Genomic DNA, 14,983 nt, shown 5'->3' on the forward strand with positions numbered 1-14,983 from the left:
AGGCCCGTTCCGTTCAGTGCAGGGTGCGCTCAGTCCTCGCCGTCGTCCTCGTCGCCGCCATCGACCTTCATGCCCAGCTCCTTGATCTTGCGGGTCAGGGTATTGCGACCCCAGCCCAGCAGCACGGCGGCATCGCGGCGGCGGCCGGCGGTGTGCTTGAGGGCGGTCTCGATCATGATCCGCTCGAAGGCTGGTACGGCGCTATCCAGCAGGCTGGACTGGCCGCGTGCCAGAGCCTGGTCGGCCCACTGGCGCAGGGCCTGTTCCCAGTTGGCGGCCGGTGCACTTTCCTGGGGCTGGGTCAGCAGTTCCGGTGGCAGGTCGTCGATGTGCACTTCGCGGCCGGAGGCCATCACGGTGATCCAGCGGCAGGTGTTCTCCAACTGGCGCACGTTGCCCGGCCAGGGCAGGTGCTTGAGGTAATCCTCGGTCTCGCTTTTCAGCAGCTTGGGCTCGACGGCCAGCTCCTGGGCGGCGCGGCCGAGGAAATGGCGGGCCAGGGTCGGGATGTCTTCGCGTCGATCCGACAGGCGCGGAATGTGGATGCGGATGACGTTGAGGCGGTGGAACAGGTCTTCACGGAACTTGCCGGCCTGCACCAGGGTTTCCAAGTTCTGGTGGGTGGCGGCGATGATGCGCACATCCACCTTGACCGGGGTATGACCGCCGACGCGGTAGAACTCGCCATCGGCCAGCACGCGCAGCAGGCGGGTCTGGGTATCGGCCGGCATGTCGCCGATCTCGTCGAGGAACAACGTGCCACCATCGGCCTGCTCGAAACGCCCACGGCGCTGGTTGGCCGCGCCGGTGAAAGCGCCTTTCTCATGACCGAACAGCTCGGACTCCATCAGGTCCTTGGGGATCGCCGCCATGTTCAGGGCGATGAAGGGCGAGGCTGCGCGCGGGCTGTGACGATGCAGGGCGTGGGCGACCAGCTCCTTGCCGGTACCGGATTCGCCGTTGATCAACACGGTGATGTTGGAATGGCTCAGGCGACCAATCGCGCGGAACACCTCCTGCATCGCCGGCGCTTCGCCGATGATCTCCGGGGTGCGGCCCAGCGAAGCTGGCGCCTCCAGGCTCTGTTGCTCCTGGGCGTGCTGGTTGGCGCGTTTGACCAGGGAAACGGCCTCATCGACGTCGAACGGCTTGGGCAGGTACTCGAAGGCACCGCCCTGGTAGGACGCAACGGCGCTGTCCAGGTCGGAATGGGCGGTCATGATGATCACGGGCAGGCGCGGGTGCATGTCGCGGATGCGTGCCAGCAGTTCGAGGCCGCTGGCGCCCGGCATGCGGATGTCGGAAATGATCACGTCCGGCTGCTGGCGGGTCAGGCGGGTCAGCACGCCATCGGCGCTGTCGAAGCTCTGGGTGGTCATGCCCTCCTGTTGCAGGGCTTTTTCCAGGACCCAGCGGATGGAGCGGTCGTCATCGACGATCCAGACGGTTTCACTGCGGCTCATGAAGGTGCGGCTCCTTGGTCCAGGGGCAGGAAGATCGAGAACACGGTATGGCCCGGATGGCTCTCGCATTCGATCAGGCCCTGATGCTGGCTGATGATGTTCTGGGTGATGGCCAGACCCAGGCCGGTGCCGTCGGGGCGGCCGCTGACCATGGGGTAGAAGATGGTTTCCTGCAGCTCGGGCGGAATGCCCGGGCCGTTGTCGATGATCTCCACCTTCACCACCAGACGGTGGCGGGTGTGGCCGATGGTGAACTGGCGCAGGGCGCGGGTGCGCAGGCTGATGCGGCCCAGGCGCAGATCGCTCTGAGCGGCCAACGCTTGCATGGCGTTGCGCACGATATTGAGCACGGCCTGGATCAGTTGTTCACGGTCGATCAGCACATCAGGGATGCTGGGATCATAGTCACGCACCAAGGTGATGCTGCCCTGGGCTTCCGCTTCGATGAGACTGGCGACGCGCTCCAGCACCTCATGGATGTTAGTGATGGAGAGCGACGGCAGCTTGTTCGAGCCGAGCATGCGATCGACCAAGTTCCGCAGGCGGTCGGCCTCCTCGATGATCACGTTGGTGTAATCCTTGAGGCTCTCTTCCGGTAGCTCGCGCGACAGTAGCTGAGCCGCGCCGCGAATGCCGCCGAGCGGATTCTTGATCTCGTGAGCTAGGCCGCGCACCAGCAGCTTGGTGGTTTCCTGCTTGGACAGCTGGGCCTCTTCCTTGGTGATGCGCAGCAGGCGATCGCGGGGATGCACTTCCAGCAGCAGCAGGGTCTGGCTGCGGTTGAGGATCGGCGTTACCGCGTAGTCGACGGTGATGGTCTGACCGGCCAGCGAGGTCAGCATGGCCTCGCGTTTGGTGAAGGGGTGGGCATGCTCGACCGCCTGGCGCAGCGAACTGAGCGCCTCGGGCGACTCGGTGAACAGTTCGCTGATGAACTGGCCGTGGCTGCGCTGGCCGCTGACTGCTAGCAGCATCTCGGCGGCCGGATTCATGTATTCCAGGCGCAGCTCGGCATTGAGCAGGATGGTTGCGGTGGTGAGGTTATCCAGCAGTAGGCGGTGCAGCGCGTCGTTGATCATGGCAGGTCTGAGTCCTGGCGATGGGCTGGAAAATGCAAGAAGCAAACCAAAGCCCTGAAAAGACGCGTGAATGTACTGTTCAAGGCCTCAAGAGGTGCGTTTCAGCGCACTCGTGGTGGGTGGGGGTGAATCAAAATGGGGATAGAGTAGAAAAGAGTGCGGTGATGAGCACCATAATGGTGCGATTAGCTTCGATCAAATGAAGGGTATGAAGGGGATGTTTTTGGGTGGGTCGGCGGGCTTGTCCTTCAGCGGACATTCGGGGCGTACCCCCCATTCCCCCTTCTTGCAGGGATTGGTGCGACGCTTATCGGCCAAGGTGGTGCGTTTCATATGAAACGGCTGGCTAGGAGTGCGCTCCACGATGCGTCCGTTGCTGTCGAGTATCTCGAGTGACAGCTGGTGGGTGCCTCGATCTATGTTCTGCAGCGGGAAAACCGGGCTTCGTCCGGGCTCTCCTAGGGGTTGACCGTCCATCAACAGTCGATAGCTGTGATCTTCGTGCAGGTTCGGCTCGCTGGTGACGGTGACCATCAGGTTGCCAGCCGCATCTCGAACCGTTGCGTCAGGTTCAGGGAACAGAATGCGTACTACATAGTATCCGGGCCTGACGCTCGGAGCTGAGTCGGGTTTTCGTGGCTGGACAGCCTGAGGGGTTGCCATGCGGTTGCTCGGGGTAATCTCTATTCGCTCGGCCTTCTCCGATGGAGGCTGGTCGGTGAAGACGCGATTGCCGTCGCTGTCGATGTACGTGTAGACCCCTGCATGGGCGGTGGGAAGACACAGGCATAGCAGGATGCATGGCAACAGACGGTGCATGGCGGGCCTTGATGCAGTATTGGGTTTGGGTGGGCTTTCAGCGTGGCATGGGTTTGGCGCGGGCAGGGCTGTTCACGCTGACTCGCTGCACGGTGAAGCTGATGCTGCCACTGCGCTGAATCGGCTGTTCGGCGGCCAGGACTTCCACAGCCAAAGTATGCTCACCACGATCTGCATTGGTTACCTGCAGGCTGGTCACGTTGGCGGGTTCGCCGTAGGGTTGCCCATCCATTACCAGGCGGAGCATGTGCCCGGGTTGAAGCTTGGGCTCCATGGCTACCCCAACGATAAAGGTCCCGTTATTGGCTCTGAGCGCTTCTTCGGTAGGCACTCCTGTTATTTCCAGGCGGCTGTAGACCTGCTGATTCTGCTCTGTTCCTTCTTCCGGCGTAGCCGGTGTGGCGACGGGCTTTTGTGACTCGACGGTGTTGGTGGGAGGAAGGTCGACCGACTCGGTGGGCTGCCCTTCGGGGGGCTGGTTGGTGAATACCGTATTTCCGTTGGAGTCCGTGTACTTGTAAATCTGTGCCGTAGCGGGAAGGGCCAGTGTGCACAGCAGGCAGGCAGTGAGCAGGCGCATTCGGTAGGCTCCTGAGTGATCCTTAGGCAAGGGTTGCACCGGTGGGCGTGTCTGGCAAGCCTGTGCATTGCTGAGCGTGGCTTGGCGCATAAAAAAAGGCCTCCCGAAGGAGGCCTTTTTCAAGCGAGCCGCCTAGGCGGTCGACGCTGGCTTAGACGCTGTAGTACAGGTCGTATTCCAGCGGGTGCACAAAGGTGCGCACCTTGATTTCTTCTTCCGATTTCAGCTCGATGTAGGCATCGATGAAGTCGTCGGTGAACACGCCGCCCTTGGTCAGGAACGCGCGGCCCTTGTCCAGCTCTTCCAGGGCTTCTTTCAGGCTGCCGCAAACCTGCGGGATCTCTTTCGCCTCTTCCGGCGGCAGGTCGTACAGGTTCTTGTCGGCTGCGTCGCCAGGGTGGATCTTGTTCTGGATACCGTCCAGACCGGCCATCAGCAGCGCTGCGAAGGCCAGGTACGGGTTGGCAGCCGGGTCCGGGAAGCGCGCTTCGATGCGGCGGGCTTTCGGGCTGGATACGTACGGGATACGGATCGAGGCGGAACGGTTACGAGCCGAGTAGGCCAGCATGACCGGAGCTTCGAAGCCTGGGACCAGACGCTTGTAGGAGTTGGTCGACGGGTTGGTGAAGCCGTTCAGGGCTTTGCCGTGCTTGATGATGCCGCCGATGAAGTACAGGGCGGTGTCGGACAGACCGGCATAGCCTTCGCCGGAGAAGGTGTTCTTGCCATCTTTGGAGATGGACATGTGTACGTGCATGCCCGAGCCGTTGTCGCCATACAGCGGTTTCGGCATGAAGGTAGCGGTCTTGCCGTAGGCGTCGGCCACGTTGTGCACGCAGTACTTCAGGGTCTGAACTTCGTCAGCCTTGTTGACCAGGGTGTTGAACTTCACGCCGATTTCGTTCTGACCGGCAGTCGCCACTTCGTGGTGGTGAACTTCGATGACCAGGCCCATTTCTTCCATGGCATTACACATGGCGGTACGGATTTCGTGGTCGTGGTCGCACGGCGGAACCGGGAAGTAACCACCTTTGACGGCTGGACGGTGGCCCTTGTTGCCGCCTTCCACGTCCTGGTCGGTCATCCAGGAGCCTTGTTCGGAGTAGATCTTGAACATGGAGCCGGAGATGTCGGACTTGAACTTCACTTCGTCGAAGATGAAGAACTCGGGCTCCGGGCCAACGAAGACGGTGTCACCGATACCGGTGGTCTTCAGGTAGGCCTCGGCGCGCTTGGCGATGGAGCGCGGGTCGCGGTCGTAGCCTTGCATGGTGCTCGGCTCGATGATGTCGCAGACCAGGATCAGGGTCGGCTCTTCGGTGAACGGGTCCAGAACGGCGGTGTCGTCGACCGGCAGCAGGATCATGTCGGAGGCTTCGATGCCTTTCCAGCCATGGATGGAGGAACCGTCGAACATCTTGCCGACTTCGAAGAATTCGTCGTCCAGGGCGTCACGGGCCGGCATGGTCACGTGGTGCTGTTTGCCCTTGGTGTCGGTGAAGCGCAGGTCAACCCACTTCACGTCGTGTTCTTTAATCAGTTGAATCGACTTCGACATGCTGTCCTCCAGGTGGATGGGGCCGGCTACGCCGGCCTCCAAAATAGGTGCTTGAGCCGGGCGCGATAGTCCGCCAGACCAGGCTGCCTCACAAGGGAGCAAATTGCATGCCAGTGCCCCGGAATGGGCTGGAGGCCTGAAAGTCAGGGGCTGTGCGGGCTGCGGCGAATCTCTGATCGTATTTGTGCACTCAATCGGTGCCTTTTGATTCCTTTGCGCACTATTGTGGTGCCAAATCTTGCGTGAGATTGTTTTTGGTCAAACCTTGAGCAATTTCCGCTATAATCCGCGCCCCTGTTTTTAGGCCTAACGCCCGGCGCTTGTTTTTCCATGAAGCTCATCGTCAAACCCTTCGCAGAAATCACCATCAAGAGCCGGCCGGTGCGCAAGCAGTTCATTCGCCAGCTGGCGAAGAACATTCGCACGGTACTGCGTGATCTGGACCCGGGTTTGGATGTGCAGGGCGAATGGGACAACCTCGATCTGATCAGTCAGGTCAGCGAGCCGAAGGTGCAGGCCGAGATGTTCGAGCGCCTGCGTTGCACGCCGGGTATCGCCCACTTCCTCGAAGTGCACGAGTATCCGTACGTCGATTTCGATGACACCTTCGAGAAATGCCGTGCGCATTTCGGTGCGCAGCTGGCGGGCAAGGTCTTCGCCGTGCGCTGCAAGCGCGCCGGCAACACCCACGACTTCACCTCGATGGAGCTGGCCACTCATGTCGGCAGCCGCCTGCGCCGCGAGTGCGGGGCCGCCGGCATCGACCTGAAGAAGCCTGAGGTCGAGGCGCGCTTCGAGGTGCGTTACGACCGCCTGCTGATCGTCCATGCCCAGCACGAAGGCCTCGGCGGCTACCCGCTGGGTTCGATCGAACAGACCCTGGTGCTGATGAGTGGCGGCTTCGACTCCACCGTCGCCGCCTATCAGATGATGCGTCGCGGCCTGCTCACCCACTTCTGCTTCTTCAACCTCGGCGGTCGTGCCCACGAGCTGGGCGTGATGGAAGTGGCCCACCACCTGTGGAGCAAATTCGGCAGCTCACACCGTGTACTGTTCATCAGCGTGCCGTTCGAAGAAGTGGTCGGCGAGATTCTCGGCAAGGTCGACAACAGCCAGATGGGCGTGGTGCTCAAGCGCATGATGCTACGCGCCGCCAGCCGCATCGCCGAGGAGCTTAATATCGATGCGCTGGTTACCGGCGAGGCGATCAGCCAGGTCTCCAGCCAGACCCTGCCGAACCTCTCGGTGATCGACGCGGTCACCGACACCCTGGTACTGCGCCCGCTGATCGCCGCGCACAAGCAGGACATCATCGACACCGCCACTGCCATCGGCACCGCCGAGTACGCCAAGAACATGCCCGAGTATTGCGGCGTGATCTCGGTGAACCCGACCACTCGTGCCAAGCCTGGCCGCATCGAACATGAAGAAAGTCACTTCGACATGGCGGTGCTCGAACGCGCGCTGGAGCGTGCGACTCGCGTGACCGTGGACAAGGTGATCGATGCGCTGGGCCAGGACCTGCAGGTCGAGGAAGTGCGCGAGGCGCTGGCCGGGCAGATCGTCATCGATATCCGCCATCCGGATGCTGCCGAGGACGAACCGCTGGAGCTGAGTGGCATCGAGGTGCAAACCTTGCCGTTCTATGCGCTGAACAACCGATTCAAGGAACTGGATGAGACTCGCCAGTACCTACTCTATTGCGACAAGGGTGTGATGAGCCGACTGCACGCTCACCACCTGCTCAGCGAGGGGCATGCGAATGTTCGCGTCTATCGCCCGCATTAAGCGTGCAGGTCTGCTCGGTGGCAGCATCCGCCACCGACCTCCCGACCCTTGCGCCGCGTAATCCCGAGTTCACAACGGCCAGGCAGACTGCAGGGCCAAAGCTTTCAGAATCATTAATCGAGACGACATCCGTGATCGAAAATCTCCGCAACATCGCCATCATCGCCCACGTCGACCATGGCAAAACCACCCTGGTAGACAAGCTGCTGCGCCTGTCCGGCACCCTCGACCGCAAAGAAGCGGAAAACGAGCGCGTGATGGACTCCAACGACCAGGAAAAAGAGCGCGGCATTACCATTCTGGCCAAGAACACTGCCCTGAAATGGGGCGACTACAACATCAACATCGTTGACACCCCCGGGCACGCCGACTTCGGTGGTGAAGTAGAGCGCGTAATGTCGATGGTCGACTCCGTGCTGCTGGTGGTTGACGCCCAAGATGGCCCGATGCCGCAAACCCGTTTCGTGACCCAGAAGGCGTTCAAGGCCGGCCTGCGTCCGATCGTGGTTGTGAACAAGATCGACCGTCCGGGCGCGCGTCCTGACTGGGTCATCGACCAGATCTTCGACCTGTTCGACAACCTCGGTGCCACCGACGAGCAGCTCGACTTCCCGATCGTCTACGCCTCGGCCCTGAACGGCATCGCCGGTCTGGACCACGAGAAGATGGACGACAACATGGACGCCCTGTTCCAGGCGATCATCGACCACGTGCCGGCCCCCAAGGTCGACGTCGACGGTCCGTTCCAGATGCAGATCTCCCAGCTGGACTACAACAGCTTCCTCGGCGTGATCGGCATCGGCCGTATTGCCCGTGGCCGCATCAAGGCCAACACCCCGGTAGTCGCCATCAGCGACGACGGCAGCAAGCGTAACGGCCGTATCCTCAAGATCATGGGCCACTCCGGCCTGCAGCGCGTCGAAGTAGCCGACGCCGAAGCCGGCGATATCGTCTGTGTTTCGGGAATGGATGAGCTGTTCATCTCCGACACCCTGTGCGACCCGCAGAACGTTGAAGCCCGTCCGCCGCTGACCGTTGACCAGCCGACCGTGAGCATGACCTTCCAGGTCAACGACTCGCCGTTCGCCGGTAAGGAAGGCAAGTTCGTCACCAGCCGCAACATCAAGGACCGTCTGGACAAAGAGCTGCTGCACAACGTGGCCCTGCGCGTCGAAGCGGGCGAGTCCGCCGAGAAGTTCAAGGTCTCCGGTCGTGGCGAGCTGCACCTGTCGGTACTGATCGAAACCATGCGCCGTGAAGGCTTCGAGATGGCCGTAGGCCGTCCGGAAGTGGTGATCATCGAGAAGGACGGCGAGAAGCAAGAGCCGTACGAGAACGTCACCATCGACATCGAAGAGCAGCACCAGGGCTCGGTGATGGAGCAGATGGGTCTGCGCAAGGGCGACCTGACCAACATGGTTCCCGATGGCAAGGGCCGCGTGCGCCTGGAATACACCATCCCGGCGCGTGGCCTGATCGGCTTCCGTAACAACTTCCTGACCCTGACCTCGGGCAGCGGCATCCTGACCTCGACCTTCAGCCACTACGGCGTGATCAAGGCTGGTGAAGTCAGCAACCGTCAGAACGGCGTACTGGTCTCCATGGCCACCGGCACCGCGCTGACCTACTCGCTGGAAACCCTGCAGAGCCGCGGCAAGCTGTTCCTGGCCCCGGGCGACGAGATCTACGAAGGCCAGCTGGCCGGCATCAACAGCCGCGACAACGACCTGGTGATCAACCCCACCAAGGGCAAGAAGCTCGACAACATGCGCGCCTCCGGCAAAGACGAAGTCATCGCCCTGGTTCCGCCGATCAAGTTCACCCTCGAGCAGGCGCTGGAGTTCATCGCCGACGACGAGCTGGTGGAAGTGACGCCGAAGTCGATCCGCCTGCGCAAGAAAATGCTCAACGAAAACGACCGCAAGCGCTACGAGCGCGCCAAGGTCTGATCGAAGACTTAACAAGAAGGCCGGGCAAATGCCCGGCCTTCTTGTTTCTGTGTCCTGTGATTGGCGCCGCCAGATGGCAGGATCTGACTAGTCCGGCTTCACTCGTGACCGATCCTGCTGATCGGGGGGACCATATTCGCGAATGACCAGATATTGTGCGCCGCTGACCTGGAAACGTGCCACTTCGCGATAAGGGAAGTCCGAGATAGCAAGGTTGGTGCCGTCCGCCCCAAAGGCTTCCAGGTTCAGCTGCAGGATGTGCTGGAACAACCCGTTCTCCAGATTCATCTTCAGGTCTTCCTGGCGTCTGGCGGCATTGTCCGGGTACAGGGCGGAGTATCCGAGAGAGGCATACATGCCGCTGCGATCGCTGATCACCAGCGAGTGCTCGGTGGGATAACGCTCGGTAAGGAAATCCTTCGCCAACTTGAACTCCCTATACAGCAGCAGATTCTTGCCCTGAACATTGGCCTGGCCGATGGTCAGCCCGTGGATCAATATCATCCCCGCCAGGCCACACGCATAGATCGCCTTGGTGCCCGTCAGTCGCAGGGCGAACAGAAGCGCCACTGCTGCCAACGGAACTAGCCAGGTCAGATGAATCTGTGCCAGGCGGCTTATCCACGGTAGGTGGTAATTGCCCGTGTAGTAGGCGAAATGCGCGAGCGATAGCAGCGCCAGGCCAAGGGCCATCAGCGCCAGGAAACTCCAGGTTTTGCTGTCCTGGCGCCGAATGCGCCAGAGCAAGAGAGCGCCACCGACCAGTGCGGTGTAGGAAAGCCAGGATTGTACCGGCAGCCCGGCACTGTCCACCTTGAAGAAAAAGAGCACGGCCTGCAGCGCGTTGCCCGGGATGTTGGCGATGGCGAAGGCCTGTTCTGCTGCGTCGCCGGCATTGGCGAAGTTTTCGGCGACCGCCTTCTGCCAGACGATGGGCAGTGCAAGCAACGGCACCAGTGCCAGCGATGCGCTGTAGTGCTGGCGCAGCAGAGTGCGTGCATGGAGGAGGAGAGCCAGTCCGATAGGCAGCAGAAGCACTGCAGTCTCATACCTGGCCTGGGCTGCGAGTATGCCGAGAACCAGCAGAAGCTCGGCCTGCTGCGATTCAGGTCGCTGGAGGAAGCGATACAGCTGAAAGTACACGGCCATGATCATCAGGCTGTTCAGGGCATCGAAGCCTGAGGACGTTATGTTGAGCTGGAACAGCGGGGCCGATGCCAGCAGGCATGCGCCCAGCAGGCCCAAGGCGCGGCCACCGGCTCTCGCCAGTCCTATCTGCACCAGTGTCAGGCTGGCAACGCCAACCAGGAAGTTGAGGACTATTCCGTTGCTCCAGCGAAATCCGCTGACGAAATGCAGCAGGCTCGTGAGGATCGGATAAAGCGCGGGGCGATGAGCAGGTTCGCTGTTGACGAGGAGCGTGCTGTCGAAGAAGTTCAGTTGCTCGGTGATGTTCAGGAGCTGGAGATGGCTGTGCAGGGCATAGCTGGTTGAAAGTAGATTGGTTTCGTCGGCGAGGATGCGGAACTCGGGCGTCACGTTGGCGAAGACGACTGCGCAGAGAAAGGTGGCCAGCAATGCAGCGAGGCCCAGTTCTCGCCATTTGTCCGTGGTCATCTGGATGCTGGCCAGCAGCCTGTCCAGGGCGATCAGGATCCCGACCACGCAGAGCAACGGAGCTATCTTGGCGAACCAGGCGGCCCTGGGGTCGCCGAGCATCAGGCTTCCCGCGAGAGCGAGCGCGATGAGGCCGCTCAGAAAGAAGATGCCGAGAGATCGATGCATGAAACGGTTTCCTGCTGACAGGTTGGGTAAGCGATGGCGAGGATGCCATAGATGGTCGCAAGCTAGGAGGGCAATGGCGCAGGATGGTTCGAGGCCATCCTCCGGCGAGGCTTGTGAGCTGTCTCGAAGCTCCACCACATAAACCCCACATGCTCTCCACACTTTCGGCACGTCCCCGCCATGGGGGCCGTAGAGACTCTCCCCACGGTCACACCCAAGGAGAGCTTTCATATGAACCGAAACCTGCTGATCAAGCTCGGGGCCATCGCCGTCCTGATCATTCTGTTGATGGTCCCGATCATCATGATCGACGGCATGATCGAAGAGCGGCAGAGCCTTCGCGATGGCGTGCTGGACGACATCGCCCGCAGTTCTAGTCACAGTCAGAAGATCACTGGCCCGCTTCTGGTCGTGCCCTATCGCAAGGCTGTGCGTGAGTGGAAGACCCACGCCAAGACGGGGGAGCGCTACCTCGAGGAGCGTGAGGTCAGTGGGCGAGTTTACTTCTTGCCGGAGCGCCTCGCGGTAGCCGGTGATATCGGCACCGAACTGCGTGCCCGCGGTATCTACCAGGCTCGTCTGTTCCACAGCAACAGCCGCCTCTCCGGCCATTTCGAGGTGCCGGCCAACTTCGGCGTCACCGAGGACCTGGATGACTACCGGTTTGGCGACCCCTTCGTTAGTGTCGGCATCAGCGATATCCGCGGCATCAAGAACAATCTGGTGCTGGAGCTGGGTGAGCGCAGGCTGTCTTTCCAGCCTGGTAGCGCCGACTCCCTGCTAGGCGCTGGCGTACATGCCCCACTGTTGGCTGCCGCCACCGATATGCACCAGGTGCAGCGTCTGGACTTCGCCTTCGACCTGTTGCTGCAAGGCACAGGTGAGCTAAGTATCGCCCCGCTTGGCAGAGAGACCCTGGTCGACCTCCGCGCTGACTGGCCGCACCCGAGCTTCATTGGTGAGTATCTGCCGAGCGAGCGCGAGATCACCGCCAAGGGCTTCAGTGCGCGCTGGCAGACCAGCTTCTTCGCCACCAACATGGAGGAGGCCCTGAACGACTGCGCCAGTGCCGGCGATTGCAATGCCTTCCTTGGCCGCCAGTTCGGTGTCAACTTCGTCGACCCGGTGGATCAGTACCTGAAGAGCGATCGCGCTCTGAAGTACGCCCTGCTGTTCATCGCCCTGACCTTTGCAGGTTTCTTCCTCTTCGAGGTGCTCAAGCGCCTGTCGGTGCACCCGGTGCAGTACGGCCTGGTCGGCCTGTCGCTGGCGATGTTCTACCTGCTGTTGCTGTCGCTGGCCGAGCACATGGCCTTCGTCCAGGCCTATGCCCTGGCAGCCTCCAGTTGCGTGCTGCTTATCGGCTTCTACGTCAGCCATGTGCTGCACAGCTGGCTGCGCGGCGCCGGTTTCACTGCTGCCCTGGCCGCGCTGTACGCGATGCTCTACGCCCTGCTCAGTGCCGAGGACTATGCACTGCTGATGGGGTCTCTGCTGGTGTTCGGCCTGCTCGCAGTGGTGATGGTGCTGACCCGCAAGCTTGACTGGTACAGCCTGGCAAAGTCGGCAGATTCCGCTGCCTGAATCGACCGGCGCGGCGTAAGCCGCGCCTCCAAAAAGGAGTTCACCATGATTCGCATGATGATGCAGTTTTCTGCCTGCTTTGCCCTTGGCCTCGTAATCGCAGGTCTGATCCTCATCGGCCTGATGTTTTTCGGTCAGTTCGATCTGATCCACGGGCTCAATCTCAGCGGCAAGCCGCTCGCCGGTGCTGCCCTTGCAATGCTGCCCGGTGGCTTCTGGGACTCCTTGACTGGCCTTAACGGCGCGGCCGATAACGCCAGTGTGCGATCCTTCCTGCAGCTGTGCGTCGCGCTTGTGCAGATGGCGCTTCTACTGGCTGCTGGCTTCTTTCGCCTGTGGTACCGCTCATGAGTGGCCATGTGGGTTTGCGAGAGGAGACACGGCTCGGACGAATGCTGGCCCGGCGAATATCACGCCTGTTCTCGCATAGGCTTGCTCATGTCGAGGGTGATCAGCGTACCCGGCTCAATCGCGCTGCAGGAAATGCACGCTGAAGAACTGCCAGGGGTCACGCCACATGGCGATCGAATCGAAACCACCGTCGGCCGCCAGCTGGCGGAAGCCTGCCGGGGTGTACTTGTAGGAGTTTTCGGTATGCCGGGGCTCGCCGGCGATGAAGTCGAACACGCGGTCCTCGATTCGAATCTGTTGGGAACGGCTGCTGACCAGGTACATCTCGATGCGTGATTCGGCTTCGTTGTAGAGAACCTGGTGCTGAAAACGGTTGGGGTCGATGTCGCTATCCAGCTCGTGGCGGATGCGTTCAAGCAGGTTGAGATTGAACTGGGCGGTGACGCCGGCCTTGTCGTTGTAGGCGCGCTCCAGTACCTGGCGGTCCTTGATCAGGTCCACCCCGATCAGCGCCCACTGCCAGGAGGCAGGGCAGCATGAAGATTGCGCAGGAAGGCGCGTGCCTGCACCGGGTCGAAGTTACCGATGCGGGAGCAGGGAAAAGATGCCAGCGGGCACGCGCCTAGCGTCTCGGCTGGTAATGTCAGGGGCTGGCTGAAGCCGGCACACAGGGCGTACACCTCGCTGACCGTCGGTCGCGACAGCAGGCCGCGGCGGGAGCGCTCGAAGGGGGGGCGTGGGGCTGGTAGTAGGAGTTGAAGAGATGCTCGTAGCGTGCATCCAGAGGCCGGTAGCCCTTCAGGAAAGGTTGCAGCACGAAGGCCTCGAAGAGCCAGCTTACATGTGCCAGGTGCCATTTGGGCGGGCTCACCTCCGGTGTGCTCTGGATGACATAGTCCTCACGCTCCAGTGGTTCGCACAGGCGTTCGGTGGCTGTGCGTACAGGCTGGTAATGAGTCAGATGTTCAAGTCCGGACCGTGAGGCGTCAGTCCTGCGAGCTCGGTTAGGCATGTCGCTGGGCCATCGCGTTGGTGCGACGGTTCATAGGACCGACTGGCCGGCCGAGGCAAAGGTTCAAGCGGTTTTCGCGAAGGAGAGGAGCCGGGTCGGGCGACCCGGCCGGAAGGTTCAGGCGTGATTCTGGATCTCGATCCAGCGGGCGAAGGTGTCGATGAACTTCTGCAGGAAGCTCTTGATGCTGTCGTTGGGTTTGCCGGCTTCGTCGAAGAAATTGCCGGCGCCGCCCAGATACGACTCAGGCTGTTGCAGCACCGGCATGTCCAGAAATACCAGAGACTGGCGCAGGTGATGGTTGGCGCCGAAGCCGCCGATGGCGCCTGGTGAGGCGCTGACCACCGCTGCCGGCTTGCCACTGAATACGCTCTGACCGTAGGGGCGCGAGCCCACGTCGATGGCATTTTTCATCGGTGCGGGAACCGAGCGGTTGTATTCGGGGGTGACGAACAGTACTGCGTCTGCGGCTTTCAGCTGGTTTCGGAAGGCGGTATAGGCCGCAGGTGGTGGATCGATGTCGATATCCTCGTTGTACAGCGGCAATTCGCCGATCTCCACGATCTGCAGCTTCAGCGAAGCCGGTGCTAGGTCCGCCAGGGCAAGTGCCAGCTTGCGGTTGATGGAGGCCTTTCGCAGACTGCCGACCAGGACGGCGACCGTGTATACCTTGCTCATAAATGCTCCTTTGGGAGGGAGTACAGGAAGTGGAGCTGGAACTATAGACGCCATGAGGTTGACGAATCAGGCTGCTGGGCAGAAATTGATCCAACCCCAGTGAGGCTGCAGTCGCGCAAGATGACCCGGCGAGAACAATCTGCAAGATTTCTGAACTGCCGATAGCCCGCGGTTTGCGCCGCACTTCACTGTTGAGGAAATCTCCATGAGTAAGCTCGATCTGTTCGATCCACGCTATCAGCTCGAAGCCGAAGCCGAAGCCGAAGCCGAAGCCGAAGCCGAAGCCGAAGCCGAAGCCGAAGCCGAAGCCGAAGCCGAAGCCGATGGCAGGCGCTCG

At 61.3% G+C, this 14,983-nt stretch carries 11 protein-coding genes and 1 pseudogene; 4 read left to right on the top strand and 8 right to left on the bottom strand.

The features are described 5' to 3' along the window. Positions 1-29 precede the first annotated feature (29 nt). The 5 genes from ntrC to glnA all read right to left on the bottom strand — a co-directional run bounded on the left by ntrC (position 30) and on the right by glnA (position 5,499). Positions 30-1,463: a nitrogen regulation protein NR(I) gene (gene ntrC, locus IB234_RS05135; RefSeq protein ID WP_192314894.1), complete on the bottom strand. Its 1,434-nt coding sequence runs from the start codon at positions 1,461-1,463 to the stop codon at positions 30-32. Further along, positions 1,460-2,542, bottom strand: coding sequence for a nitrogen regulation protein NR(II) (gene glnL / locus IB234_RS05140; RefSeq protein ID WP_192314896.1), 1,083 nt, complete (start codon positions 2,540-2,542; stop codon positions 1,460-1,462). The genes ntrC and glnL overlap by 4 nt, the downstream gene beginning before the upstream one ends. 195 nt (positions 2,543-2,737) lie before the next feature. Then, positions 2,738-3,361 (bottom strand): DUF4124 domain-containing protein, encoded by a 624-nt coding sequence (locus tag IB234_RS05145; RefSeq protein WP_192314898.1) that lies wholly within the window; start codon positions 3,359-3,361, stop codon positions 2,738-2,740. Positions 3,362-3,398: 37 nt separating this feature from the next. Further along, positions 3,399-3,941, bottom strand: coding sequence for a DUF4124 domain-containing protein (locus tag IB234_RS05150; RefSeq protein WP_192314900.1), 543 nt, complete (start codon positions 3,939-3,941; stop codon positions 3,399-3,401). A 151-nt stretch (positions 3,942-4,092) separates the two neighbouring features. Then, on the bottom strand, positions 4,093-5,499 hold the full coding sequence (glnA, locus tag IB234_RS05155) for a glutamate--ammonia ligase (protein ID WP_192314902.1): 1,407 nt from the start codon (positions 5,497-5,499) through the stop codon (positions 4,093-4,095). A gap of 330 nt (positions 5,500-5,829) precedes the next feature. Between glnA and thiI the strand changes: the two genes are divergently transcribed. Continuing rightward, positions 5,830-7,287, top strand: coding sequence for a tRNA uracil 4-sulfurtransferase ThiI (gene thiI / locus IB234_RS05160; protein WP_192314904.1), 1,458 nt, complete (start codon positions 5,830-5,832; stop codon positions 7,285-7,287). Between the two features lie 131 nt (positions 7,288-7,418). Continuing rightward, on the top strand, positions 7,419-9,236 hold the full coding sequence (typA, locus tag IB234_RS05165; protein WP_192314906.1) for a translational GTPase TypA: 1,818 nt from the start codon (positions 7,419-7,421) through the stop codon (positions 9,234-9,236). Between the two features lie 87 nt (positions 9,237-9,323). Here typA and IB234_RS05170 read toward each other — a convergent pair whose 3' ends face one another. Further along, complete coding sequence (locus IB234_RS05170) at positions 9,324-11,021, bottom strand: glycosyltransferase family 39 protein (RefSeq protein WP_192314908.1); 1,698 nt, start codon at positions 11,019-11,021, stop codon at positions 9,324-9,326. Positions 11,022-11,252: 231 nt separating this feature from the next. On the opposite strand from IB234_RS05170, the gene creD reads away from it, so the two are divergent. Continuing rightward, complete coding sequence (creD, locus tag IB234_RS05175; RefSeq protein ID WP_192314910.1) at positions 11,253-12,605, top strand: cell envelope integrity protein CreD; 1,353 nt, start codon at positions 11,253-11,255, stop codon at positions 12,603-12,605. Between the two features lie 45 nt (positions 12,606-12,650). Further along, positions 12,651-12,956 (top strand): hypothetical protein, encoded by a 306-nt coding sequence (locus IB234_RS05180; protein WP_225580241.1) that lies wholly within the window; start codon positions 12,651-12,653, stop codon positions 12,954-12,956. Positions 12,957-13,070: 114 nt separating this feature from the next. Here IB234_RS05180 and IB234_RS23890 read toward each other — a convergent pair. Together IB234_RS23890 and IB234_RS05195 are read right to left on the bottom strand one after the other, a co-directional pair. Beyond that, positions 13,071-13,968: pseudogene (locus IB234_RS23890) on the bottom strand (L-histidine N(alpha)-methyltransferase). 117 nt (positions 13,969-14,085) lie between these two features. Continuing rightward, a complete protein-coding gene (locus IB234_RS05195; protein WP_192314912.1) occupies positions 14,086-14,646 on the bottom strand; it encodes an NADPH-dependent FMN reductase in 561 nt (186 codons plus the stop codon). Between the last annotated feature and the right edge of the window lie 337 nt (positions 14,647-14,983).

The organism is Pseudomonas sp. PDM16 (assembly GCF_014851865.1).
Taxonomy (GTDB): domain Bacteria; phylum Pseudomonadota; class Gammaproteobacteria; order Pseudomonadales; family Pseudomonadaceae; genus Aquipseudomonas.